Below are 24178 nucleotides of genomic sequence, written 5' to 3' on the forward strand. Positions count from 1 at the left end.
TATGAAGGGAAGAATTCACTGGAGAAGTGCCCATGGATGACAGCGAAGACGAGCGCTATCGCGCGCCGGCGCTCGACAAGGGGCTCGACATCTTGGAACTGTTGGCCGGCGTCGATGGCGGCCTGACGCAGGCGGAAATCGCCAAGAAACTCGACCGCAGTCCCAATGAATTCTACCGCATGCTGGACCGGCTGGTGCGGCGCGGCTACGTGACAAGGCTGGACGGCGACCGCTACTCGCTGACGCTCAAACTGTTCGGCCTGGCGCAATTGCATGCCCCTGTGCGGCGGCTGGTTTCCTACGCCACGCCGCTGATGCGCGAACTGGCCGAGACGTCGCAGCAGGCAAACCAACTCGTTGTTTTTGATCGTGGTTCCGCCGTCGTGATCGCCCAGCAAGAGGCGCCGAACTACTGGGGCATCTCGATCCGGGTCGGCTCCCACATCAGCCTGTTCGATACCGGTTCAGGCCATGTGCTGCTCGCCTTCCGCTCGCAGGAAGAGCGGCAGATGATGATCTCCGAGCACGTCCGCAGCACCGACAAGACGGCGCAATCGGCCGAGTTCTTCACCCGGCTCGACCAGATCCGCGACCGTGGCTACGAAATGATGGCCTCGATGCAGACCGCCGGCGTCTTCAACCTGTCGGCACCGGTGCGCAGTTCCGACGGCAAGGCGATCGCCGCCCTGTCGATCCCCTACATCACCGTCATCAACACGCCTGCCGCGCCTGACATTACACGGACCATCGAACTCCTGCTGGCAACATGCGAGAAGCTGTCGCATCTGGCAGGTTCGACCGTTGGCTCATCGGTATGAATTCTTATTTGAATGAAGAATTCCTCCGTGAGATGATTTGAAACGCTGGGGGAGGAGCCTCGCCATGATCATCGACACTCATCTGCATCTCATCGAGCGCTCGGCCTTGCGCTATCCCTGGCTTGCCGGCGTGCCAGCGCTCAACCGCGATTTCTCCTATGAGGACTATGCCACGGAAGCGCGGCGCGTCGGCGTCGAGCGCGTGCTGCATATGGAGGTCGATGTCGATCCGGCCGATATCGAGGCAGAGACCGCCCGCGTCCAGGGCCTGTCGCGGCAGGCGGGCAGCATGCTGGCAGGCGTGATCGCATCGTGCCGGCCGGAAGAGGCTGGCTTTGCCGCCTATCTCGAGCGCCAGCAGGCAAATCCCTTCGTCAAGGGCTTCCGCCGCGTGCTCCACGTTGTGCCCGACGACCTCTCGGAAGGCGACCTGTTCCGTGGCAACATCAAGCGGCTTGGCGGCACCGGCCTGACCTTCGATCTCGTCGTGCTGCCGCACCAGATTCCCAAGGCGGTCGCGCTGGCCGACCTGGCGCCCGATGTCCAGTTCGTCCTCGACCATTGCGGCGTTCCCGACATCAAGGGCAATGGCAAGCACCCATGGCGCGAGCACATGAGCGAGATCGCGCGACGCCCGAATGTCATGGCCAAGATCTCCGGCGTCGTCGCCTATGCCGATCCTGGCAACTGGACGGTCGAGACGCTGCGGCCCTATGTCGAGCACACCATCGCAGCGTTCGGCTGGGACCGTGTCGTCTGGGGCAGCGACTGGCCGGTCTGCACGCTTGGTGGCGGGCTCTCGACCTGGGTTGCCGCTACCCATGCGCTGCTTTCCGGCTGCAGCGTCGCGGAGCGCGAGGGATTGTTGTCTGGTAATGCCCGCAGGCTGTGGCGGCTTGAATAAGCTGGGTCGCCTCGGCTTCTCGCTGGGTCGTAGCCCGCAAACGTCGGCCCTCCGTTCGGTTTCGTTCAGGCTCCTCCACCGGCAGCGCCGGACACCTGTGCGGGGGAACTCTCCCGGAACAGGCGATTGAGATCGGCAACGACGTGGGCGGCCTTGTGCCCGGAAGTCATGCCGGAAAGGATGCGGTCGGACGCTGCCTGCTGGAACGCCATGTAGCCGTCATGGCGCGGCCGCACCCATGCGCCCTCGAGCGTTGCGCGTGTACCGCGATAGAAATTGTCGGTCGCGGCGTTGACGGTCTGATCCTCCCAGCCCGCGGCATGACCCGGCTGTCCGCCGGCGGCGGCATACGGGCCGCGCTGGACATTGCCGCTGGCGACCCAGTAGGCGAAATCGATCGCGGCATCTCTTGCCTTGGAAAGGGCCGATACCGCTATGCCGGTGCCACCAAGCGCCGAGCCGATTGGGCCGCTGGAGCCAACGGCCGGGATGTCTGCAAAGGCCAGCCTGTGTGCGCGAAACCCTGATATCGCATAAGAGACATAGCCATAGATCAGCGGCGCGCAGACGATCTTGGAATTGGCCTCGGCCATACGTTCGGAAACCACGATCGGGTCCATCTCGAAACAGGCCGGCTCGACCAGCGCGGCGATCGCGCGCATGGCCTCGAAAACTTGGCTGCCGGTTTCGATATCGATGAGATCACCGGAAGGATCGGTGGCGCAAGCGTGTCCGAGATTGCCGGCCAGCGTGTAGAAAACCATCAGCACATGCGGCGGCCGCAACGGCAATAACACGCGGCCTTGCCGGGCGAGATCGAGCACCTCGCTCCAGCGAGCCGGCGGCGTATCGAGCGCATCCGGCCGCCAGCCCTGGACCTGGCTGGCGGCATCGATCGGGAAGGCCCATTGCCGCCCTTGCCAGCTATAGCTCGGATAGGATTGGCCGACGCTGCCCGAAGCGAGCGCGGTGCGCTCCGCTTCGCGGCCGGCGACATCCAGCGGCGTCAGGCAGCTTTCCGCCGTGATCTGGCCGACATGCGGATGGTCGATGACGATCAGGTCGTAGGCGCGGGCCAGCTCCTCGACCGGGAAGGATTCGAAGTCCTGCAGCGAGCGCTTGTCCCACTCGATAGCGACGCCGGTTTTCCGCTGCCAGAGAGACGAGCAGGCAACCATCGGATCATAGCCGCGCGGATGGCTCCAGGTCATGCCCTTGAGCGTGGTCACAGGCCGAACTCCGCGCGGATCGCCGCGCTGTGTTCGCCGATGCGCGGTGCGGCGCGATCGACCTTGGCCCTGATGCCGTCGACCCTGAGTGGCGAACTGGTGGTGAGGATAGAGACATCGTCCTCGCGTGTCACCGTCTGCAGCATGTCGAGCGACTGAAATCCCTCGCTTGCCAGCATCTCCGGCCAGGTCAGTACCTTGGCGCACCAGATGTCGGCTGGCTCGAGAATGGCAAGCCACTCGTCGATGGTCTTGGTGGCGATCCGTTGCGCGATGATCGCCTTGATGTCGTCGCGCGCGGTGAACCACGAGGCCGGTTTGTCGCGATAGGGCGCCAGCTCATCGAGCGACAGCAGATCGGCGAGTTTCGGGATCGGCGTCATGGCGATGGCGAGATAGCCATCCTTGGCCGGGTAGACGCCATAAGGTGCCGAGAGATAGGCATGCGCGCTACGGAAGCTCGAGCGTCGCGGCAGGCGGCGGCCGTCATTGAGATGCGTCGTCAGCACCTCGAACTGGAAGTCGACCAGCGCCTCGAGCAGGCTGGTTTCGATATGGCTGCCCTGGCCGGTGATGCCGCGCCGCACCAGGGCGGCCAGGATGCCCTGAGCGCAGGCAGCACCCGCCAGCATGTCGCCGATCGCAAGCCCGAACGGCACCGGTCCCTGGTCCTCGTCGCCATTCAGCCACATCACGCCGGAGCGCGACTGCGCCAGCAGATCCTGGCCGGGCCGCTTTACCCATGGACCCTCTTCGCCATAGCCGCTGATCGAGGCGTAGACGAGCCTTGGATTGATCTTGCGGACCGCCTCATAGTCGAAGCCGAGCCGCTCGATGACGCCTGGCCGGAAATTCTGGATCAGCACGTCGGCCTTGGCCAGAAGCCCGCGCAACGCCTTGAGATCGGCCTCGTTCTTGAGGTCGATGGCGAGACTTTCCTTGGCCCGGTTGATGGCGTGGAAGATGGTGGAGTCGCCACCGATCTCGGTGTCGCTGAGATAGAGCCGGCGCGACAGGTCGCCACCGTCCGGGCGTTCGATCTTGATGACGCGGGCGCCGAGATCGAGCAGCCGGAGCGAGCAATAGGGCCCGGACAGGAACTGGCTCATGTCGACGACGACGAGACCGGCAAGCGGCAATTCGGCTGCTGCCGGCATCATTATTTCTCCGTCTTGCCGACGAAATCGGCGGGGTTGCGGTACTTCACCGTCTGCAGGTGCTCGCAATACAGAACGAGCTCGCCTTCGCCCTTGAACACTTCGTAGCTGGCGCGGATCAGCCCCATCTCCTTGTAGCGGGGCTTCTTGTCGAGGTTGGAACGGATCGAATAGATCGTGTCGCCAATGAAGACAGGCTTTATGAAACGGAGCTTGTCATAGCCGTAGGAAAAGGCGTTGACGCAGTTGGTGGCGACCAGCCCGAGGCCCGCCGAAAAGACGAAGGCGCCGGCGATCAGCCGCTTGCCGAAAATGCCTTCGCTCTCGGCGAACATCTGGTCTTGCACGTAGGGGTGGATGTCGAGCACCAGCGTGTTGAACAGATGGCTGTCGCCCTCGGCCATCGTGCGCCGCAAGGAGCGGATTTTCTGGCCGACCGGCCAGTCTTCGTAGAACCAGTTCTCGGCATTCCACACCGGCAAGGCGGCGTGCTCCTCGGGCATGTTCCTCGGGTGCGTCGAGGCGACCCCCACGGTCGGGGCGAAGTCGGTCATGGCTGGCTCCGGCGGTCTCGCAGGAGGCTCCGGGCAACCGCTTGAATACCGCTGAAAGCGCTTGGCTGCACGACGTCTCCTCCCGTCAATCTTCTTTTGTAAATACTATTTTCACATATGGGGTTGTGTTGCAAGCGAGGACAGGCGAAATTTTGACCGGCCCCGCACGCCCAGGCGCAGGCGGGCAGGGAGGAATCATGAGCACGGACTGTCTGGTCTTCGTCGGCAGCCTGAACCGCGAGGCGCCCTATTTCCAGGGCGCGCGGGGCGTCGGGCTCGGCGTCTACAGCTTCGATGAAGCAACGCTGGAAATACGAAAGCTGGCGGAGACCGACGACGTCGACAATCCGACCTTTCTGTCGGTGACGCCGGATGGTTCGCGCATCTACGCCAATTCGGAAGTATTCGCCTGGCGCGAGGGAACGGTTTCCGCCTACCGCTTCGATCGTGGTTCAGGCACGCTCACCTATCTGAACAAGCAGCCGTCGCTTGGCAGCATCACCGCTCACAACACCATCACCCGCGATGGCGCCAAACTGCTGGTCGCCAATTACGGCATGGGGGAGGGCGGTCCGGATCGTGCGGTGGTGGTCTACGGCTTTGAGAAGGACGGCGCGTTGACGCCGCCGCTGGCCAGTGTCTCGCACAAGGGCAGCGGCCCGAATGCGGCGCGGCAGGAACGCTCGCACGCCCACAGCGTCACCGAAACCATTGCCGGCGGAACGGCCATCGTCGCCGATCTCGGTATCGACCGGCTGGTATCCTACCGGATCAGGCATGATGGAAAGCTGACGAAGGTCACCGAGTCCGCCCTGACGCCGGGCGCGGGACCTCGCCATCTCGCACTGCACCCGAACGGACGCTTCGTCTTCGTCATGAACGAGCTGGATTCGACCGTCGTGTCGATGGTGCTGGACGAGGCATCAGGCAAGCTCTCCATCATCGACGTCAAACCGGCGGTCCCCGCCGCGGCGCGCGATGGCAATCACTGCGCGGATATCCAGATCTCGCCGGATGGCCGCTTTGTCTACGGCTCCAACCGTGGTCACGACAGCGTCGTCATCATGGCTGTCGACCAGCAGACCGGCGTGCTGAGCCTCGTCGGCTATGTCCCTTGCGGGGGTGCCACGCCACGCAACCTGGCCCTGACGCCGTCCGGCAGCCATCTGTTCTGCGCCAACCAGGATGCCGACCTCATCTCGCTCTTCGCGCGTGACGCGGCGAGCGGCATGCTGACCGACACCGGACGCGCCATCGAGATCGGCACGCCGATGTGCGTCAGGATCGTGCGCTGAGGGGCTTGCAGCGCCCCTCCGGATGAACTGGCCGGGCTCAGGCCTGCTGTATGGCCGAGAGTTTCCAGCTCGAGCCGTTCTGACGCGTGAATGTCCATAGCTCGGTCGTTTCGGTCGGATGGCCCTCGTCGCCCTCGACGACCTTGCCGCTGGCCCGTTCGCGCATCACGTCGCGAGACTCGTAGCGCAGCGCGGCCGTGGCGTAGTCGCGGTCATCCTCGCGCCAGCTTTCGGCGATGTCGGCCTGCAGCAGAGTGATGTCAGAGACCTCGTTCCTGAGACCTTTCTGGGCATTGTCGGCCAGTTCTTCCGAGAGATAGGACACCATTTCGGGCGTCGTTGCCTGGCGCAGGGCGGCATGGTCTTCGCGCCCGAAAGCTTCCTGGACGTCGGTCAGCAACTGCTGAAACGCATCGAGGTCGCTCTGAGCCAGTGTGATCTCCTCGGAGACAGCAGTGGCCGGAGAGCCTCCGCCCGAACCAAAGCCGGGGATTGAGAACGAGCCTGCCGCCTGCTGCTGTCCCGTTGCGCGGTTCTCAAATCGCGACGCCTGGACATTGCCGGCACCGGCGAGCGCCGGCGCGGGGCCACGCGCGGATTGCGAGCGGAAGAAGCGGATGGCCAGCATGATGGCGCCACCGATGAGCAGGGCCTGAAGCAGGAAGCCGAACATGCCGGCCAGGCCGCCGAAGCCTTGACCCAGGAGCAGTCCGATCAGGCCACCGATCAGCAGTCCGCGCATCATCGTTCCGCCGAAGCCGCTCATGAAGCCCGGCCTCTGCGGGCCGGCCTGAGGCTGCCGGGCGGCAGGGTTCACACCGGTGTTGGGCGTCATCGAACGCTCGACCGGAGCGGTCGGCGCCGGTGCGGTCCTTGTCGGCGGCGCCGACTGGAACGTGCGCGTGCCGCGACTGCCGAAACTGCCGCCGCGCCGCGCTTCGGCATGATCGATCGCGACCATGGAGAATGCGAGGAACAGTCCGGCAAACAGGGTTGCAAATCGGCTGGTGCGAGACATCATAGGAAATGAACCTTTATCGATGTGGTTTTGGAAATTTTCAGCAAACGTCGGCCCGGGCTCCGGAGCCCGGTCAATCGAACAATTCTTCGAAGAATGATTTCTTCCGCTTGGGATAACGGTGACCCTGCGAGCGCGAATAATCGTCATCGCGGCCATGGCCTTGCTGCGGCTGCGAGAAGGCTGCCGGCTGCTGCTGCGGCGCGGGCGACGCCTCCCTGCCGGAACGCTCGATGATCTTGTCGAGTTCGCCTCGATCAAGCCAGACGCCGCGGCACTGCGGACAGTAGTCGATTTCGATACCCTGGCGTTCGCTCATCACAAGCGCGACGCGGCAGGAGGGGCAAACCAGGCCAAGGAGGGAAGATGTCATACGGGGCTCCAAACCGAAAGGATTGAGCCCGCTTGACCTAAAAGGATGGAAACGGGCCCGTTAAAGCGGTCCGACATCACGGTCGCCATTGGCGACAGTCAGAGGGGCCCGGCCCGCACCAGTCAGTTAGGAACGCGGAGCCGCGCCTTCAAGGGCGATAGTGCCGGCCCGGGTGATTTGTTTGCCGTTGCTCAGACCGTCACCACGATCTCAGATCGTCACTACGATCTTGCCGAACTGGTCGTTCGATTCGAGATGGCGATGCGCTTCGACGATCTGGTCGAAGGCAAAGGTCCTGTCGATGATTGGCCTCAGCGTGGCTGTCTCCAGGCCCTCGAGGATGAACGTCTTCGCTGCCTCCAATTTCCTCGGGTCGCCGGTGATCTCGTGGACGAGGTAGCCACGCAGCGTCAGCGTCTTGCCCAGCACGGCAGCCAGGGGAAACGGCGTCGGCTCGCTGCTGAGGCCGCCATACTCGATCAGGATGCCGCCCTTTGACATCGCTGCCGTCAGCGGCCCGAAGATCGGGCCGCCGACCGCATCCAGCACGACGCGCACGCCTTTCGGTCCCACGATTGTGTTCAGCCGTGCGGTGAGATCCTCCTCGGCTAGGGTCACAACTTCAGCCGCTCCGGCATCGAGCAAGGCCTGTTTCTTCGTCGATGTCCGAGTCACCGCGATGACTGCCGCGCCAACCTTGTTGGCGATCTGGATCGCGGCAAGCCCCACGCTGCTTGAGGCCGCGGTGATGACGACGGCATCCCCATCGCCAAGTTTGGCAATGTCGATCAGCGCGCCATAGGCGGTGAGGTATTGCATCCAGACAGCCGCCGCCGTTTTCCAGTCGAGCGACGGTGGGTGCTTGACGAGCAGCGCGGCGGGATAGGTGACCAACTCGCCATAAGCCGGCCAGCGCACCATCGATTGCGGCGGGATGACGCTGACAGCGTCGCCCGGCGCGAAACCCTTCACGCCTTCGCCCACTGTTTCGACAACCCCCGCCGCCTCGAGGCCAAGCCCGGAGGGCAGGGCGGGTGTCTCGATATAGGTGCCGGCGCGCAGCAGCGCTTCGGCGCGATTGATGCCGAGTGCCTTGATACGGATTTGAACCTCGCCCGGAGCCGGTGGGGAGAGGTCGACATCCTCGATGCGCAGAACCTCGGGACCGCCATGCTGGTGGAAGCGGACAACACGTGCCATTCGGGTTACTCCAAATTATCTGAACCGAATGAGCTATGCAGATAAAGGTTTCATGGATAAATGGGCGTAGTGATAAAGCAGTAGAAACCAAGGGTTTCGAATATGGATCGACTCGAGAGCATGGCCGTGTTCGTCAAGGCGGCCGATCTTGGCTCGTTCGCGGCTGCTGCGGTCGCGCTCGACCTGTCCGGACCTATGGTGGGCAAGCACGTCCGCTTTCTCGAGGAACGGCTGGGGGTGCGCCTCATCAACCGCACCACGCGCCGTCAGAGCCTGACCGATTTCGGCCGTGCCTATTACGAACGCTGCCGGGTCGTGCTGGCCGAGGCGGAGGCCGCCGACGCGCTGGCCGCCGACCAACTCTCCGAACCGCGCGGAAAACTGCGCGTCACCATGCCGGCGCATTTCGGCCGCCACTGCGTCACCCCCGTGCTGCTGCAACTGGCACGGCAATATCCGATGCTGGAACTAGACCTGTCGCTCAGCGACCGCTTCGCAGATCTTGCCGAGGACGGCTACGATCTCGCCATCCGGACCGGCGATCTGGACGACAAGGCTGGCGTGATCGCGCGCCGTGTCGCGCGCCAGGGCATGATCGTTTGCGCGGCGCCCTCCTATCTGCAACGCCATGGCGAACCGCGGCGGATCGAGGATCTCGCCGACCATCAGGCAATCGTCTATCGCCGCCTCGGCCAGGTCGTTCAGCCCTGGCTGTTTGCGCGTGAAGGGCAAACTGCGCGGGAGATCGTGCCCAGCGGCCGGCTGCGGCTCGACGATCTCGATGCCATCGCCGATGCTGCGGTCGAAGGCATGGGGCTGGCGTGGCTGCCCTGGTGGCTGGTGCGCGAGCGCATTCGAAGCGGTGCGCTGGTGGCGCTGTTGCCGGACCAGCCGCGCTATCCCTACGACTGCCACGCCCTTTGGCTGCGGACGCCGCATCTGCCGCTCAAGGTGCGGCTCGCCGTCGACGCGCTGGCGGCCGCCTTGCCGAAATTGATGGCGTGATCGCGAGCCGTGCCGGGCCTCTCAGTTGAGGTCGCGCGGATACTCCTTGACCTCGCTCCGGTCGACGACCACCTCGTTGCGATCATGCGCGGTGATGTGGGTCTCGATCCGCCAGACATCGCGCAGCGCGCGCACCGTCGCCTTGACCGAAACACGCGCTTGCCAGTCGCCTCTGCCGTAGGATTTCTCCCATGTGCAGGTGCCGACCGCCGTGTTCGGATCGTCGGGGTGGATGGTGAAGCGGTCGACATGCCTTGCCGAAAGGGTCATTCCCGTATGCGGGTGCCGCACCGTGCCGCCGTCATTGATCACCTGGTAGACGGTTTCGCCGGTGACCTGGTCGGTCGACACCGAGCGCTGGAAGCCGTCGCCCTTGGCCAGCACCTCCTGCTCCATCGGGCTGGCGCTCTCCGGGCCGAGAAATGCTCCCAGCGTGTCATCCAGCTTCTGCGGCGCGCGCACCGGCAGGATCAGCCGGCTGCTGCCGCAATGGATCGACAGCGTCGCCTGTTCGGCCGTGGGGAAGACGATCGGCCAGTGCGACGTCGCAAGCGCCAGCCGGATGCGCTCGCCGGCCTCGAAACGCTGTCCGCAGCAGCGCAGCTTGATGCGAACTGTCTCCGCTTGCCCTGGCACCAGCGGCTCGATCTCCAGGTCGCCGTTGCGATGGCTGAGGTTGAGGATGCCGTAGCTGACGCGCGAGGCCGCACCGTCCGCGAACACCTGCGACAGGGTGGCGGAGAGGAGCGCGACCGGTTTGTCGGAGGCGAGCTTGACCTCGAATTCGGGGAAGCCGAGGATCTCGACGGCTTCGGTCAACGGCGCCGTCTCGAAGATCAGGGCGTTGCCTTCCTCGCTCCGCTGGTCGACCGGCAAGGTCGGCATGACGCCGTAGCCACACCAGGCGCCTGAAGACAGTCCGGCCGTCTGTGGCGATGAAATCTCCAGGATCGCGTTATCGCCCTTGGCCTCGCTCAACACATGGGGAGCAAGGTTCAGCACCTTTTGCCCGACGCCCGGCCCTGGCCAGGAAGGCTCGGCCACCCAGCGGCCGGGCCGCTCATCATAGATCGCGGCCGGCCGCGCCGGATCCTGGATCCACGCGCGCAGCATCGGCTCGTCGGCAATGCCGGTATCGATCCCCTTCAGATACTGGTCCCACCAGCGCAGACATTCCTGCAGGAAGCCCATGCGTGGGCCGGGCATGGCGAAGTGGGGATATTTGTGCCCCCAGGGGCCGATCAGGCCCTTGCGGGGACCGGGCAGGTTTTCCAGCATGCGGAAGATCGGATTGGGGTAGCCATCGGCCCAGCCGCCGACGGCATAGACCGGAATTTCGACATCGGCATAGTCCTCGCAGATCGAGCCATGCTTGTAGAAATCGTCGCGGCGCTGGTGTTCGAACCAGTCCTGCATCCATATGCCGTTGCCGTTCAGCCGCTGCTCCCACAGGTCACGCCAGCGGTCGCCGACGATCAGCGGATCAGGAGGCGTCATGGCGATCGCCCAGGCCGTCGTTCCCCACATTAGATTGTCGCACATCATGGCGCCGCCGAGGTAATGCACATCGTCATTGTAGCGGTCGTCGGTCGAGCACAGCGAGATGACAGCTTTCAGCGCCGGCGGGCGCCGGGCGGCGACCTGTAGTCCGTTGAAACCACCCCAGCTGATGCCGATCATGCCCACGCTGCCCGAGCACCAGGGTTGCCGGGCCAACCATTCGATCACCGCCAGGCAGTCGTCCTGTTCCTGCTTCAGATACTCGCCCTTGCACAGCCCTTCGCTGTCGCCCGAGCCGCGCATGTCGACACGCACGCCGGCATAGCCGTGCCCGGCGAAATAGGGGTGCGTCAGCGCATCGCGTTCCACCGTTCCGTCGCGCTTGCGATAGGGCAGGTATTCAAGGATCGCCGGCACCGGATCGGCGTCGGCGTCTTCCGGCAGCCAGACGCGCGCCGCCAGCTTGATGCCGTCGGGCATCGGAATCCAGAGGTTCTCGATCTCTCGCACCTTGCGCGGAAAATCGGTGATGACGCGGATATCTTGCATGCGGCTCCTCTCGACGCCCCGGCCAATAGTTGTGCCGAGGGCTGTCCTTATGTGTTCAGCGGGAAATGGCAGGTCAGACGGCTGTCGCCCACAGCGGCCGGGATAGGGGCATCGACCGCGCAACGGTCCCGTGCTTGCGGGCAGCGTGTATGGAATTCACAGCCCTTCGGCCGCGCCAGCAGCGACGGCACGTCCGCCGGCAGGGTGATGCGCTGGTGCATCCTGTCGGGATCGGGCTCCGGATTGGCCGATAGAAGTGCCGCCGTATAGGGATGGTGCGGCGCGCGGAAGATCGCTTCGGTCTCGCCCTGTTCGACGAAACGGCCCAGATACATCACCGCCATGCGGTCGGCGATCTGGCGCACGACATGCAGATTGTGGGTGATGATCAGCATCGACAGGCCCATGCGGTCGCGCAGATCGTTGAGCAGGTTCAGCACCTCGCCCTGTACGGAGACATCGAGGCCGGCCGTCGGTTCGTCGGCTACCACCAGCACGGGATCGAGCGCGATCGCCCGCGCGACGCCGACGCGGCGTGCCTGGCCGCCGGACAGCTGGTGCGGATAGCGGTCGGCGAACTCGCGCGGCAGCCCGACCAGCGTCAGAAGCCGCGTGACCTCGGCGTCGAGATCACGGTTGGAGAGCCCATGGATGACGAAGGGCTCCGACAGCAGCGACCGCACGCTGAGCCGTGGCGACAGCGACCCGATCGGATCCTGGAACATCATCGGCATGCGCCGCCGCACCGGCTTCATCGCGGCGTTGGAGAGACCCTGCAACTCCTGTCCTTCGAACAGGATCGTGCCCGATTTGACGGGCTGAAGACCATTGATCGTACGTGCGAGAGTGGTCTTGCCGGAGCCGGATTCGCCGACCAGCGCGAAAGTGGTGCCGCGCTGCAGGTTGAAGCTGACACCGGAGACCGCCTCGATCTCCGTGGCGCGCCCAGCCAGCCTGGCGGTCAGCCCGCCAACCCGGAACGAGACGCGTAGATCGCTGATGCGGAGCAGGTCGTCGGAGCTCATGCGCTCATCACCACCAGGGGAACGTCCGCGTGCCAGCATCGGGCGATGTGGGATCCGCCAAGTGGAGCGTTGGGAGGTGTCGTCAGGCATTGCGCGTCGGCGCGGTCGCAACGCGGCTGGAAGACGCAGCCGCTCGGCCGCCGGCGCAGGTCCGGCAAGGTTCCGGCGATGGTCGGCAGGCGGGCGACCCGTTGCGACAGCCGCGCCGGATCGCAGGCGAGCAGCTTTTGGGTATAGGGATGACGCGCATCATGAAAGATCTCGCGGGTCGTGCCGCTCTCCACCACTTCGCCGGCATACATGACGATCATCTCGTCGCAGAGTTCGGCGATAACCCCCAGGTGATGCGAGATGAAAAGCACCGAGCAGCCGATCTCGCGCTGCAGGTCCTTGAGCAGCTCGATAGTGGCCACCTCCAGCGTCGCGTCGAGCGCGGTGGTCGGCTCGTCGGCAATCAGCAGCGCCGGTTCCATCATCAGCGCCATGGCGATGGCGATGCGCTGCTTCATGCCGCCGGAGAATTCGTGCGGAAACTGCGCCAGCCGGCTTTCCGGATCGGGAATGCGGACCTTGCGCAGCATGGCGACCGAGCGCGCGTCCTTGTCCCGCTTCGATAGGCCTGAGCGATACTGGATGTCACGCATCTGCCGTCCCACCGAAAGCACGGGATTGAGCGCGCCCATCGGATCCTGGAACACGGTGGCGATCCTGCGGCCACGCAGCCCGCGCATCGCGGTCGGGTCAAGTCGGGTGAGGTCCTTGTCGCCTTCGAAGACGATCTCGCCCGACGATATCTCGCCATTGTCGGCGAGCAGGCCGAGTATGGCGTTGATCAGCGTCGACTTCCCGCAGCCGGATTCGCCGACCACGCCGACGCTGCGGTTGGAGGGTACGGAAAAGCTGACGTCTTTCAGCGCCTCCAGCCGGCCGCTCTCGGTGTGGAAGGCAACGCTGAGATTCTTCACCGCGAGAACCGTCATGACCGCCCCTTCAGCCGGGGATCGAAGAGATCGCGTAAGGTCTCGCCGAAGAAGGTGAAGCCGAGCGTGGTCAGCACGATCGGCAGGCCGCCGGCGATTACGATCCAGTAGGAATCACGGATGTTGGCGAAGCCGTCATTGAGGATTGCGCCCCAGCTCGGCGTCGGCGGCCGCACGCCAAGCCCGAGGAAGCTCATGCCGGCCTCGATCGCCACCACCACGGGGATGTCCATCGACACCAGGATCAGGATCGGGCCGATGATGTTGGGCAAGATATGGACGCGCAGGATGCGGCCGGCGCTTGCGCCCATCGAGCGCGCCGCCATGACATGTTCGGCGGATTTGAGCACCAGCGTCTGGGTGCGGATGATGCGCGCATAGCCGGGCACGTTGACCAGCATCACCACCAGCACCACCGCATAGAGCGAGGGCCCGAACAGGGTGACCAGCGTCAGCGCCAGCATGACGGTCGGGAAACTCTTCACCGCGTCGAAGATGAGCAGCAGCACATTGTCGAGCCATCGCGGGCCATAGCCGGCGATCAGGCCCAGCACCACCCCGACAATCAGCGACACCAGGGTTGACCCCAGCGCGATCATCAGCGCGACGCGTCCGCCGTAGAGAACCCGGGTAAAAAGATCGCGGCCTAGATGGTCGGTGCCGAGCAGGTGCAGAAGGCTGGGCGAGGCGAAGCGCTCGGCTGGCGAAATCTTGCTCGGCGTATAGCTGGTCAGGACACTGGCGAATACAGCCGAAAGCACCACCACCGCAACCAGCGTCAGGCCGATGGCGCCGAGCGGCTCGCGCATGATGCGGCGCACGGTGCGCCACACGCCGCCGAGGCGGCTGCCGCGAAAGGACAGCTCAGTTGAAACTTGATCTGACACGGGGATCCAATAGGCCGACCAGTATGTCTGCCGCTACGTTGACGAGGACGAAGAAGACGGTGGTGACCAGCACGGCTCCGGAGACGATGGGGTAGTTGCGCACCGAAATCGCTTCATAGACCAGCTTGCCTATGCCGGGGCGGGCAAAGACGATTTCGGCGAAGACCGAAGACGACAGCATGTGGCCGATGCCGACGCCGAGCAGGGTGATGGTCGGCAGCACGGCGATGCGCAGCGCGTAGGTGTAGATGATGCGGTGTTCGGGCAGGCCGAAGGCGCGCGCCGTGCGGATATGGCTGGCCTCCAGCGTCTCCAGCATCGAGGCGCGCACCATGCGCGAGATATAGCCGATCCAGCCAAGGCCGACCGCCAATGACGGCAGGATGAGATGTTGAAGCTGGCTGGCGAGGTTTCCGGGGTCGCCGGCACCGATTGCCGGCAGCCATTGCAGGGCAACGGCAAAGACCAGTAGCGAATAGATGGCGACGACGAAGGACGGCACCGCGATCATCGCCACCGACAATACGCCGATCACCTGGTCGACGAAGCCGCCGCGCCGCACCGCCGCGATGCAGCCAAGCGGAATGCCGAGCGCCACCGACCAGGTGATGCCGCCGATGATGAGCGCCAGCGTGAACGGGAGTTGCTCCATCACCACGTTCAGCACCGGGCGGTCGGACAAGACTTCCGTGCCGAGGTCGCCATGCAAGGCTGATCCATAGAAGTTCACGAATTGCCGCCAGACGGGCTGATCCAGGCCCATGCGCTCGCGCAACGCCTCCTTCATCTCCGGCGTCGCGCGTGGTCCCAGCGCGACGGACGCCGGATCGCCGGGGATGAGGTAAACCATGGCGAACATCATCATCAGCGCGAAGCTGATGATGATGGCGCCCAGCCACAGACGCTTGAGAGCGTAGCGGATCATGTCATTACCCGTCGGAACGTCTCCGGCGGGGGCAGGCCCCCGCGGGTCGATGTCATGCCGGTTTGAAATCGGTGAACACCGGTTCACCGTTCGGCTTCAGGCCGGCCGCGACCGAGTCGCGATACATGACGCCGGTGACTTCGTGGGTGAGGAAGACGTAGTTGCCGTTCTCTTCCATCAGGTCCTGCAGCTTCTTGTAGATGACGTCGCGCTTGGCCGGGTCGAGTTCGACCATGCCCTCGGCATTGAGCTTGTCGAATTCCTCGCTGGAGAAACGCTCCCAGTTCCAGACGCCGATCTGGTCGCGTGTGAACCACGCGGTGGCCCAGCTTGGGTCCGGCTGCATGGAAAAGCGGCTGATGATCATCTGCAGCTTCTTCCAGTAGTCGCCTTCCTTGGCGCCGAGCGTCCAGAAGGTGCCGCTGTCGTTCTGCTTGATCTCGACGTTGAGGCCGACATCCTGCAGGTTCGACTGCACGACCTGAGCGGCGGTCAGGCGCTCGGTCTTGTTGAGGATGTCGAGCGTGATCGTTGTGCCGGCAAGCCCCTCCTTGGCGATCATGTCGCGAGCGCGGTCCGGATCGTAGTCGAAAAGGTTCTTCTCGCGGTGGCCGGGCAGGCCGGGCGCGATGATGCCGGTTGCGGTGGCGGCCGCGCCGAAATAGGCCGCATCGACGACGGCCTTGCGGTCCACCGCATATTGCACCGCGCGGCGCATGTTCGGATTGTTGAACGGCGCGACATCCTGGTTCATGCCCAGCCAGACAAAGGCCAGCGACGGCTTCTCGACGACCTTGGTCTTCGGCGGCGGCGTCTGTTTCAGCCGCGAGATCGAGGAGACCGCGGTCCAGGTGTAATCGAGATCGCCGGCCTCGTAGCCGAGTTCGCCTGTCTTCTCGTCCTCGATCGGATGGATGTGGATTTCGGCAAAGCCGCCCGGCTCGTACTTCCAGTCAGGGTTGCGCACCAGCACCGTGCGCTGCTTGGGCAGCCATTCCTTCAGTATGTAGGGGCCCGACTGCGCAACCGGCTTGACGCCCAACTTGCCGCCGAGTTCGGTGATGGCTTTCTTCGATAGGATGGTCCCGGACGGCGTCGGCAAGGTGGATGTCCACAGCGGCGCGAAGGCCTGCTTGAGATGGATGATGCCCGAGAGCTTGTCCTTGACCTCGACCTCCTTGAGCGTCGCCCAGTCGCCGGCATAGGGGCTCTTGTTGGCCGGGTCGGCGATGCGCTCGATCGAGAATTTGACGTCTTCCGCCGTCATCTGACCATAGCCGTCGGTGAAGCCGATATTGTCGCGCAGTTTGAAGGCGACCGTCAGGGGGTCGAGTTGCGTGATCGTCTCCGCCGCCATCGGCCGCCAGCCCCAACTCTCGCCAGGCGTGGTGACGACGAGGCCGGCGAAAATGACGCTGGTGATGTCGCCTTCGGGCGCGGCCAGCCGGAAGCAGGGGTCGAGCGTCTGGATGTCGGCGTATGAGCGCACCTTCAGGATCGGGCCATCGGCCGACCAGGAGATTTTTGGATTGACCATCGAGGCAAGACCAAAGGCTCCGGCTCCAGCCAGCAGGCCGCGTCGCGAAACCCTGGTGTCGGTCAAAATGGACATGCTCTACCCTCTGCTGTTTTAATTGTCGTGCTTGATCTGCTGGCTTTTTCGAACCGCGCCGAATTTATTGGTCAGCTAAAACTGCTAGGGATAGACATGTATGTCTAGCGAAAATTTTGCTGGCATGTTCGAATCTTGGATATGGCGCGTCTTGCGCAAAATTCCGATATCCGATCCGCCCCTGCCGACACTCGGGCGGGGGGGCGAGATGCGATCGGCCCCCCTGGCAAGCTGGCCCGCCGGTCGGCGGAAGCAAGAGCTGAAGCGCAGCCCGTGTTCTCGACTACTTCCAGATCTCGCTCGCGAGCCGCATGAAATTGCCGCCCATGATGTCGCGCACCGCATGCTCCGATTGGCCACGGCGCAGCAGCACCTCGGCCAGTTCGCGCATCTGGCCAGGGGCCGAGTAGGTCGTGGCACCTTCGGGATATTCGTTCTTGGGCCAGAATTGCGGGTTGTCGGAGATGATGCGGTCGATACCCTTGACGTCGACCGGGAAGGCGTAGTCCAGCCCTATGCCGACATGGCGCGGGCCGATCAGATCGACGAGATATTCGATGTGGTCGGCCAGCCTCTCCGAATCCGTCCGGCCTTCGCCGAGGAAACGATTGAGCCCGACGATCGCGACAATGCCGCCGGTGCGTGCGCAGGCCTTGATCTGATCGTCGGTGATGTTGCGGCCGTGACCGCAAAGCGCCTTGGGGTTGGAGTGCGAGAAGATGACCGGCCGGTTGGAATACTCCATGACCTCCATTGAAGTGCGGTAGCCGGTATGGGTGACGTCGACAAACATGCCGAGACGGTTCATCTCGTCGATGACCTCGCGGCCGAACGCTGTCAGGCCGGTCTCGACGTCGTGGCAGCCGCCGCCGGCAAGATTGTTCCTGTTGTACGCAAACAGGATCTGGCGCACGCCGAGCTGGTGGTAGAACTCCACCATCTCGATGCGGCCGTCGAGCGCGTTCATGCCCTCTATGTCGAACGTGATCGCGAGTTTGCCCTCGGCCTTGGCCTTGCGGATTTCCGCGACCGAGGAGACGAGGGTGTAATGCTGGGAATTGGAAAGGATCCAGTGGCGGAAATTCGCCAGCGTCCTGACGGTCTGCTCCCAGGGCAACAGATCGAAGCCGACGTCGATCGACAGATAGTCGATGCCGGCATCGCGCCAGATCTGCAGATTGTTCAGGTCCGCCGCCGGATCCGGCATGAAGCCGGAATGCGCGTCCCAAATGATTTCACTGTCAAAAATTGCCCGGGCGGCATTCGAAACGGTCACTTTTTCCTCGCTCTCTCGGCAGTACCAACATCTCGGAATGCCGGATCAATCAGCGTTCCGGTCGCATGATCCAGATGCAGCGCCTATCAACTATCAGGCCACAGACACATGTGTCTAGACAGCTCCGATTGAGCCTGTATGGTCGCCGTCGTTGCCATCAGGACAGTGCGGCGCGGCTCCGCGCGGTGGTGTCCGCAGCGCATGATTATGAGGGTATCCGATGCAACGGGATTTTCGCTCCTCGGCGGAATTCGAAGCCGTCCATGGCTTCTACAGCGATCTTCTTGGCGCCCCCGGCCACGTCTTCGGCGGCCGCTCGCTGTGCGGCCATCATGGCGCGGGACAACTCCATTTCATCGGCCAGAGTTTCGAAGGAACGATCGAGGATGGACCCGCGAGCAGGCTCTACCAGGTCGCACGCGGTGGCGGTCCGCTCAAACGTCTGAGCGAAAGGGAAGCGCGGCAGATCCGTTTGTCGCCTGACGGGGCGCGGCTGGCATTCGCCTGCCAGGGTGACGGTCCCGCGACGGACCTGATCGAGATATGGTCCGACAGTGTCGTTGTCGCGAGCGCCGCCTTGCAAGGGCGCATCGAACAGCTCGACTGGTCGCCGGACGGCAAGAAACTTCTTCTGGTGGTTGCCGGAACCGCGGCCGACCTTGCCGGTATCCACGGCGGCTATGCCCAGAAACAACAGGCGGAAGCCGTTGCCTGGCTGCCCGAGGTTCGGCTGGGCGAGGGCGAGGACCTTTGGCGCCGCATATGGATCTGGGATATCAAGGGTGCCGCCCGCCCGCTCACCGCCCCGCCGCTGAACGTCTGGGAAGCGAGCTGGTCCGGCAACGGCAGTATTGTTGCCCTGGTCAGCGACGATCACAGCGAGGGCAGCTGGTACAGGGCGCATCTGGCGCTGGTCGATGCCGGCTCGGGCTCCGCGCGGACGATCCACACGCCAAAGGACCAGATCGGCTGCGTCAGGGGCGGTCCGGGCGGCGACAAGGTCGCCTTCGTCCAGGCATTCTGCAGCGATCGCGGGCTGGTCGCGGGCCTGCTTTCCATTCTCGATTTGAAAACCGGTGCGGATGTAATTGCCGACACGCCGGGCATCGATGTGACATCGGTCGAATGGCGTTCGGCAACGGTCATCCATTTTGCCGGTGCTGGTGGCCCAGAAACCGTGAGCGGCGATTTCTCGCTCGACCGTGCGGTCGCGACGCAACATTGGGCGTCGCGCGAACTCACCCATGGCGAGTGGGTGCCCGCGTCTCACCCGATCGGAGACAGGGGCTCGCTGTTCATCGCCGAATCCTGGTCGCGCGCGCCGTTCCTGGCCGAAGAGACGGATGGCTCCATTGTTGAACTGGCCTCGCTGGCCGCGCCCGGTGCCGCCAAGGCGATGGCCGCCTGCGGTATGGTCGAGCCCTTCGAATGGCCGGTGCCGGACGGGCTGACGATCCAGGGCTGGCTGGTGCGGCCGTCTGGCGCGACGGCCCCGACGCCGCTCCTGGTGGACGTTCATGGCGGGCCGGTTTCGGCGCACCGCAACCGCTGGCTTGGCCGTTCGCGCGCCGGCGCCATTCTTGCCAGCCGCGGCTGGACGGTCCTGTTCCCGAACCCGCGTGGCAGCACCGGGCGCGGCGACGACTTTGCCCGTGCCGTCAAGGGCGACATGGGCGGCGCCGACGCGCAGGACATCATCGGCGGGGTCGACGCGCTGGTCGCGCGCGGGCTGGTCGATGCCGCGCGCGTCGCCGTCACCGGCACCAGCTATGGCGGCTTCATGTCAGCCTGGCTGCCCTCGCAGAGCGACCGCTTCGCCGCGGCGGTGCCGATCTCTCCGGTTGGCGACTGGTATAGCCAGCACCGCACGTCGCAAATCCCTGAATTTGACGAGATCATGCTGACGACGTCGCCGTGGCAACCCGGCGGCGAGTATTTTGCGCGCAGCCCCGCGTTCCACAAGCAGAAGAAGATCGTGCCGTCGCTGATCATGGCCGGCGCCATCGACAAGAGCACACCGCCGGGACAGGCCGAGGAATGCCATTTCGCGGCCCTGAGGTCCGGCGCGCCGAGCGCTCTCGTCATCTATCCGAAGGCTGGGCACAGCCTGCGCGGTTACCCCGAATACATCGACAGCGCCGCGCGCATCCTGTGGTGGCTGGAAAGACATATCGGCCCCGCCGGGGCGGGACCGGGCCATCAGTGAAGGGAGAACAAAAGAGATGAGCACAAACGGCAACCACACCGGAGGCGGCAACCGGCATATCGCCGTGATCGGCGGTGGCATCATCGGCTGCAGCGCGGCCGTGCATCTGCTGCGGTCCGGCGTGCGCCGGGTGACCATCATCGATGCGGGTCAGCCGGGCGCGGCGACCACCGGCGCCGGTGCGGGTTTCGTCTCCCACTGGTCCGCGGGCATGATCCCGCTCGGCGAGGAAGGTTTTCAGCTGCAGCAGTATGGGCTCGATTTCTATCGTCGGCTGCACGAGGTCGGCGTCGAGATCGGCTACCGGCCGAACGGCACCTTGATCATGGCGCTGACCGAGGATGGACGCGAGCGCTTCGTGCGTCCGGTGCTGGACTCTCCCTACGCGCCGCCGGAAATGCAGGATCTGAACGCCGCGCAGATCGGCCAGAAGATGCAAGGCCTGATCGATCCGGCGCGCGTGCACTCGGCGGCTTACAACCCGCACGGCATCCAGCTGGATACCAGCCTGGCGATGAAGGTGCTCACCGGCCAGATCGGCGAGCTTGGCGGTGTCTTCCGCAACGGGACGCGCGTCACCGCCATCCAGGATGCGGGTGACCGGGTGACGATCGAAACCGACCAGGGCAGCATTGAGGCCGATGGCGCGATCGTTGCCGCCGGCGCCTGGAACAACCAGGTGATCGCGGGCCTTGGCTGGCAGCTGCCGCTGCTGCGGGTCGTCGCGACGCGCATCGTCACCGACAACAGGGGGTTGCCGTCAACGATCCCGACAGTCCAGTGCCGCGAGTTGCGGCTGTGGCTGCGCGAAACATTCGGCGCTGTCATGTGGGGCACCGGGCGGCACTATCAACCTCTCTACAAAACGGCCGACAGCGACATCGAACCCGGTCAGCCGCACAATCTGGAACTGATGCAGGCGACATCCGAGCAAGAGCTTGCGGAATTGCAGACGATTTTCCCGCCGCTGCGCGGTTCGAAGATCGCGAGTTGGGCGCAAGGCGTGCCGTGCTACACACCTGACAACAGCCTCGTGGTCGGTAAGGTCCCGGGCAGCGACAACGTCGTGATCGCCGGCGGCGACAATGAGAGCGGTGTCACCCATGGCCCGGGCCTTGGCCGGCTCGCCTGCGAACTCGCCCTCGGTCAGGCCCCGTTCGTCTCGCCCGGACGCTTCCGTGTCGACCGTTACGCTTCCGATGCCTTCAAGTCCGAAGCCGAGGTCGAGGCCGCCATGCCGGCCTGGGGCGCGCGCCACGACGCCTCAAGGTTTGGCCGCGAAGCCTGATCCCTCAGCTGGTGCCGACGCTGCCAAGCAGCGCATGCGCCACCGACCTGACCAGCGGACCGGCATTCTTCCGCGTCACGATGTGGAAGGAGCCGGCGTGGCGACGCGAGGCCTTGGTCAAACGAATGAGCTGGCCGCGGCGAAGCTGTTCATCGGCGAAGCCGGCCCAGGCCAGCGCCGCGCCGCGCCCGGCGATGGTCTCGTGTATCATCGACATATAGCTCGTGAACCTGGGCCCCTCGAGCTTGCGGTCGGTTCCGATCCACGATTGCCAGCTGTCGATCGCCCTGGGCGGCGTCGCCTGATGCAGCAGCGGCACGTCAAGGAAAGTCTGCGGCTCTTCCGTCGCAAGCGCCGGATGCCGGGCCAGGAAAGCTGGCGCGCAGACGGGATACCATTCTCCGTCGAACAGCTTTTCGGTAACAAGATCAGGCCATTGTTCGGGCTCGCCAAAGCGGATCGACAGTGCCACTTCAGGCTGGTCGAAATCCCTGTAGTCGTTGGATGTCTGCAGCAGCACCCGGCCTTCGGCGACAAGCGAAGTGATCAGGCCGAAGCGGGGCATCAGCCACGCTTGCGCCAGGTCATGGCTGCAGCCGACGACGAATGTGTCGCTGTCGTGCTCGGTCAGCTCCTCCACCGCTCGCCTGATGGTCGTTAGCCCTTCGTGGATCGCTTCGGCCAGCGCCCTGCCGGCTCCGGTGACGGCGACGCGGTTGCCCTGACGCGTGAACAGTTCAACCGAAAGCTGCCTCTCGAGATTGGCGACGTGGCGGCTGACCGCGGATTGCGCGATGTTGAGTTCCTGCGCGGCGGGTGTCAGGCCGCCATGCCGCGCGGCCGCCTCGAAGGCGACCATGGCGTTCAGAAGCGGAAGTGACGTCTTGAGGGTCTTCACGATTCGGGTCCGGTTCTGTCTTCATGCCTTTTCGATATGAAGGTCTACCATTTCTGTATTTGCCGCAAGCTTTTCGGCGTCGCAAACTCTATCGAAACATCATCCTAACGCCAGCGTGCAGAAAGGTGTTCGCCGTGCAGGCCAACACACCGAACAGCCAGCCCATCGATCGAAACGAGATTGTCCGCCTGATTGACCGGCAGCGTCAGGACTGGTCGCTGGAACAGGCTTTCTATACAGATCCGGCCATCTTCGCGCTGGAGCGGGATCTGTGGTTCCCGCGCCAATGGGTGCTTGTCGCCCATGCCAGCGAAGTGCCCGAGAAAGGGCGCTACATCGTGCGTCAGCTGTTCGACGAGGAGATCATCGTTGTGCGCTTCGGTGACGGCGAGGAGGACATCGCGGCCTACTACAACGTCTGCACCCATCGCGGCTCGCGGCTCTGCACCAAGGATGGCCGCGGCAAGCTTCTGGTCTGTCCCTATCACGCCTGGTCGTTCAGGCTGACCGGCGAACTGCAGTCGCGGCAGGATCTTCCGCCAAGCGTGGACCCGGAAGCGCTCGGACTGCATCGCGTGCCCTCGAAATCTTTCGGCGGCCTGGTGTTCTGTGGCCTGGACGCCAATTCCTTGCCCGATATCGAGCCTGTCGCGGCGGGGCTGACGGATGGGTTGCGCGAAAACGGCCTCGACCAGGCGCGCATTGTTGCCCGCAAGAACTACCTGACCAAGGCGAACTGGAAGCTGGTGCTCGAGAACTTCCTCGAATGCTACCATTGCCGGCCGGCGCATCCCGAATATTACCGCGTCAACGGCCATGTCAAAGTCACCGCGACCCGCGATGCCGACAAGGCGGTCGAATGGCAGAATGAAATCGAGGCGTGGCACAGCGTCATCGGCGATGCCGAATTCCACAAGGGCGCATGGCAGCCGGGCGACCTCGACACCATGCCGTTCGCCATGCACCGCAAGCCGATCGGCTCGGGCCGCAACACCTTGTCCAACACGGGCGAGGGGGTCTCGTGCCTGATGGGCGGCCGCAGCGCCTATGATGGCGGCGAAAGCGGCTTCCGCCTCGGGCGGCTGTCCTTCGCCAGCGCTGCCAACGACTATGTCACCCTGTTCCAGATGATACCGCGCAATGCCATGGAGACCGACGTCATCCTGACTTGGCTCGTCGACAAGGACGCCGATCAGGACGTCGATGCCGACGCCATCAGCTGGATGTGGGACGTGACCACGGTACAGGACAAGAAGATCACCGAGGACAATGCCGACGGCATCCTGTCGCGCGCCTATAGGCCTGGCCCTTATACGCCGCTGGAAAGCCAGACCTCCTTCTTCGTGCAGACCTATCTGTCGGAACTGCGCTCGCTGATCACCGGCACGCGCGGCGCACCAGCCAGCCAATGGTCCGCGCCGGCGCAGCTCTTTGCATCGCCCAAGGCGGCCTGCTCGACGCGCCTTTGACCCGCGAGAC

21 protein-coding genes are annotated in these 24178 nt (G+C 64.3%); 7 read left to right on the forward strand and 14 right to left on the reverse strand.

Going from position 1 to position 24178, the window contains the following annotated elements:
- The first annotated feature begins 32 nt into the window (after window positions 1–32).
- Complete coding sequence (locus AC07SZ_RS32895; protein WP_494917575.1) at window positions 33–818, forward strand: IclR family transcriptional regulator; 786 nt, start codon at window positions 33–35, stop codon at window positions 816–818.
- A 64-nt stretch (window positions 819–882) separates the two neighbouring features.
- Complete coding sequence (locus AC07SZ_RS32900) at window positions 883–1722, forward strand: amidohydrolase family protein (RefSeq protein ID WP_494917576.1); 840 nt, start codon at window positions 883–885, stop codon at window positions 1720–1722.
- Between the two features lie 65 nt (window positions 1723–1787).
- Here the strand turns inward: AC07SZ_RS32900 and AC07SZ_RS32905 are convergent, their stop codons facing one another.
- Genes AC07SZ_RS32905 through AC07SZ_RS32915 form a run of 3 tightly spaced genes read right to left on the reverse strand, consistent with a single transcriptional unit; the run spans window position 1788 to window position 4662 of the window.
- Window positions 1788–2933 carry a type 2 periplasmic-binding domain-containing protein gene (locus AC07SZ_RS32905; protein ID WP_494917630.1) on the reverse strand — a complete coding sequence of 382 codons (1146 nt, stop codon included), beginning with the start codon at window positions 2931–2933 and terminating at the stop codon, window positions 1788–1790.
- Window positions 2934–2947: 14 nt separating this feature from the next.
- The gene (locus AC07SZ_RS32910; RefSeq protein WP_494917577.1) at window positions 2948–4108 is read right to left on the reverse strand and encodes a CaiB/BaiF CoA transferase family protein; all 1161 of its coding nucleotides are present in this window, start codon (window positions 4106–4108) and stop codon (window positions 2948–2950) included.
- A 2-nt stretch (window positions 4109–4110) separates the two neighbouring features.
- Entirely contained in the window at window positions 4111–4662 is a 552-nt protein-coding gene (locus tag AC07SZ_RS32915) for a MaoC family dehydratase (protein WP_056564709.1), read from the reverse strand.
- Window positions 4663–4859: 197 nt separating this feature from the next.
- On the opposite strand from AC07SZ_RS32915, the gene AC07SZ_RS32920 reads away from it, so the two are divergent.
- Window positions 4860–5957 carry a lactonase family protein gene (locus AC07SZ_RS32920; protein ID WP_494917578.1) on the forward strand — a complete coding sequence of 366 codons (1098 nt, stop codon included), beginning with the start codon at window positions 4860–4862 and terminating at the stop codon, window positions 5955–5957.
- A 37-nt stretch (window positions 5958–5994) separates the two neighbouring features.
- Here AC07SZ_RS32920 and AC07SZ_RS32925 read toward each other — a convergent pair whose 3' ends face one another.
- The 3 genes from AC07SZ_RS32925 to AC07SZ_RS32935 form a co-directional block, all read right to left on the reverse strand.
- On the reverse strand, window positions 5995–6978 hold the full coding sequence (locus tag AC07SZ_RS32925) for a Tim44 domain-containing protein (RefSeq protein WP_056564705.1): 984 nt from the start codon (window positions 6976–6978) through the stop codon (window positions 5995–5997).
- A 70-nt stretch (window positions 6979–7048) separates the two neighbouring features.
- A complete protein-coding gene (locus tag AC07SZ_RS32930) occupies window positions 7049–7348 on the reverse strand; it encodes a TFIIB-type zinc ribbon-containing protein (RefSeq protein WP_494917579.1) in 300 nt (99 codons plus the stop codon).
- Between the two features lie 210 nt (window positions 7349–7558).
- Window positions 7559–8548, reverse strand: a complete 990-nt coding sequence (locus AC07SZ_RS32935) for a zinc-dependent alcohol dehydrogenase family protein (RefSeq protein WP_056564699.1) — start codon at window positions 8546–8548, stop codon at window positions 7559–7561.
- Window positions 8549–8650: 102 nt separating this feature from the next.
- Between AC07SZ_RS32935 and AC07SZ_RS32940 the strand changes: the two genes are divergently transcribed.
- Window positions 8651–9553, forward strand: coding sequence for a LysR family transcriptional regulator (locus tag AC07SZ_RS32940; RefSeq protein WP_494917580.1), 903 nt, complete (start codon window positions 8651–8653; stop codon window positions 9551–9553).
- Window positions 9554–9574: 21 nt separating this feature from the next.
- Here AC07SZ_RS32940 and AC07SZ_RS32945 read toward each other — a convergent pair whose 3' ends face one another.
- The 7 genes from AC07SZ_RS32945 to AC07SZ_RS32975 all read right to left on the reverse strand — a co-directional run bounded on the left by AC07SZ_RS32945 (window position 9575) and on the right by AC07SZ_RS32975 (window position 18307).
- Window positions 9575–11602, reverse strand: coding sequence for a CocE/NonD family hydrolase (locus AC07SZ_RS32945; protein ID WP_081294662.1), 2028 nt, complete (start codon window positions 11600–11602; stop codon window positions 9575–9577).
- A gap of 47 nt (window positions 11603–11649) precedes the next feature.
- Window positions 11650–12627, reverse strand: a complete 978-nt coding sequence (locus tag AC07SZ_RS32950) for an ABC transporter ATP-binding protein (protein ID WP_494917581.1) — start codon at window positions 12625–12627, stop codon at window positions 11650–11652.
- Complete coding sequence (locus tag AC07SZ_RS32955; protein WP_494917582.1) at window positions 12624–13607, reverse strand: ABC transporter ATP-binding protein; 984 nt, start codon at window positions 13605–13607, stop codon at window positions 12624–12626. The genes AC07SZ_RS32950 and AC07SZ_RS32955 overlap by 4 nt, the downstream gene beginning before the upstream one ends.
- Entirely contained in the window at window positions 13604–14494 is an 891-nt protein-coding gene (locus AC07SZ_RS32960) for an ABC transporter permease (protein ID WP_244493909.1), read from the reverse strand. Before AC07SZ_RS32960 ends, AC07SZ_RS32955 begins: the two co-directional genes overlap by 4 nt.
- On the reverse strand, window positions 14472–15419 hold the full coding sequence (locus AC07SZ_RS32965; RefSeq protein WP_056564683.1) for an ABC transporter permease: 948 nt from the start codon (window positions 15417–15419) through the stop codon (window positions 14472–14474). The genes AC07SZ_RS32960 and AC07SZ_RS32965 overlap by 23 nt, the downstream gene beginning before the upstream one ends.
- A gap of 52 nt (window positions 15420–15471) precedes the next feature.
- Window positions 15472–17031 carry an ABC transporter substrate-binding protein gene (locus tag AC07SZ_RS32970; protein WP_056564680.1) on the reverse strand — a complete coding sequence of 520 codons (1560 nt, stop codon included), beginning with the start codon at window positions 17029–17031 and terminating at the stop codon, window positions 15472–15474.
- A 283-nt stretch (window positions 17032–17314) separates the two neighbouring features.
- Window positions 17315–18307, reverse strand: coding sequence for a dipeptidase (locus AC07SZ_RS32975; RefSeq protein WP_081294663.1), 993 nt, complete (start codon window positions 18305–18307; stop codon window positions 17315–17317).
- A gap of 220 nt (window positions 18308–18527) precedes the next feature.
- Between AC07SZ_RS32975 and AC07SZ_RS32980 the strand changes: the two genes are divergently transcribed.
- The gene (locus tag AC07SZ_RS32980) at window positions 18528–20513 is read left to right on the forward strand and encodes a S9 family peptidase (protein WP_494917583.1); all 1986 of its coding nucleotides are present in this window, start codon (window positions 18528–18530) and stop codon (window positions 20511–20513) included.
- 16 nt (window positions 20514–20529) lie between these two features.
- Window positions 20530–21801, forward strand: a complete 1272-nt coding sequence (locus AC07SZ_RS32985; protein ID WP_056564674.1) for an NAD(P)/FAD-dependent oxidoreductase — start codon at window positions 20530–20532, stop codon at window positions 21799–21801.
- Window positions 21802–21805: 4 nt separating this feature from the next.
- Here AC07SZ_RS32985 and AC07SZ_RS32990 read toward each other — a convergent pair whose 3' ends face one another.
- Window positions 21806–22699, reverse strand: a complete 894-nt coding sequence (locus AC07SZ_RS32990; RefSeq protein ID WP_494917584.1) for a LysR family transcriptional regulator — start codon at window positions 22697–22699, stop codon at window positions 21806–21808.
- 134 nt (window positions 22700–22833) lie between these two features.
- Here AC07SZ_RS32990 and AC07SZ_RS32995 point away from each other — a divergent pair, with 134 nt between their 5' ends.
- Complete coding sequence (locus tag AC07SZ_RS32995; protein ID WP_494917585.1) at window positions 22834–24168, forward strand: aromatic ring-hydroxylating oxygenase subunit alpha; 1335 nt, start codon at window positions 22834–22836, stop codon at window positions 24166–24168.
- Window positions 24169–24178 lie beyond the last annotated feature (10 nt).

Source organism: Mesorhizobium sp. GW821-FHT07A06, from assembly GCF_059419085.1.

Excerpts from the sequence above, each read along its gene's own strand:
- AC07SZ_RS32970 (WP_056564680.1), bottom strand. The coding sequence starts at position 17,031 with ATGTCCATTTTGACCGACACCAGGGTTTCGCGACGCGGCCTGCTGGCT.
- AC07SZ_RS32965 (WP_056564683.1), bottom strand. The coding sequence starts at position 15,419 with ATGATCCGCTACGCTCTCAAGCGTCTGTGGCTGGGCGCCATCATCATC.
- AC07SZ_RS32940 (WP_494917580.1), top strand. The coding sequence starts at position 8,651 with ATGGATCGACTCGAGAGCATGGCCGTGTTCGTCAAGGCGGCCGATCTT.
- AC07SZ_RS32900 (WP_494917576.1), top strand. The coding sequence starts at position 883 with ATGATCATCGACACTCATCTGCATCTCATCGAGCGCTCGGCCTTGCGC.
- AC07SZ_RS32895 (WP_494917575.1), top strand. The coding sequence starts at position 33 with ATGGATGACAGCGAAGACGAGCGCTATCGCGCGCCGGCGCTCGACAAG.
- AC07SZ_RS32925 (WP_056564705.1), bottom strand. The coding sequence starts at position 6,978 with ATGATGTCTCGCACCAGCCGATTTGCAACCCTGTTTGCCGGACTGTTC.
- AC07SZ_RS32935 (WP_056564699.1), bottom strand. The coding sequence starts at position 8,548 with ATGGCACGTGTTGTCCGCTTCCACCAGCATGGCGGTCCCGAGGTTCTG.
- AC07SZ_RS32910 (WP_494917577.1), bottom strand. The coding sequence starts at position 4,108 with ATGCCGGCAGCAGCCGAATTGCCGCTTGCCGGTCTCGTCGTCGTCGAC.
- AC07SZ_RS32955 (WP_494917582.1), bottom strand. The coding sequence starts at position 13,607 with ATGACGGTTCTCGCGGTGAAGAATCTCAGCGTTGCCTTCCACACCGAG.
- AC07SZ_RS32905 (WP_494917630.1), bottom strand. The coding sequence starts at position 2,933 with ATGACCTGGAGCCATCCGCGCGGCTATGATCCGATGGTTGCCTGCTCG.
- AC07SZ_RS32985 (WP_056564674.1), top strand. The coding sequence starts at position 20,530 with ATGAGCACAAACGGCAACCACACCGGAGGCGGCAACCGGCATATCGCC.
- AC07SZ_RS32930 (WP_494917579.1), bottom strand. The coding sequence starts at position 7,348 with ATGACATCTTCCCTCCTTGGCCTGGTTTGCCCCTCCTGCCGCGTCGCG.
- AC07SZ_RS32915 (WP_056564709.1), bottom strand. The coding sequence starts at position 4,662 with ATGACCGACTTCGCCCCGACCGTGGGGGTCGCCTCGACGCACCCGAGG.
- AC07SZ_RS32980 (WP_494917583.1), top strand. The coding sequence starts at position 18,528 with ATGCAACGGGATTTTCGCTCCTCGGCGGAATTCGAAGCCGTCCATGGC.
- AC07SZ_RS32950 (WP_494917581.1), bottom strand. The coding sequence starts at position 12,627 with ATGAGCTCCGACGACCTGCTCCGCATCAGCGATCTACGCGTCTCGTTC.
- AC07SZ_RS32945 (WP_081294662.1), bottom strand. The coding sequence starts at position 11,602 with ATGCAAGATATCCGCGTCATCACCGATTTTCCGCGCAAGGTGCGAGAG.
- AC07SZ_RS32920 (WP_494917578.1), top strand. The coding sequence starts at position 4,860 with ATGAGCACGGACTGTCTGGTCTTCGTCGGCAGCCTGAACCGCGAGGCG.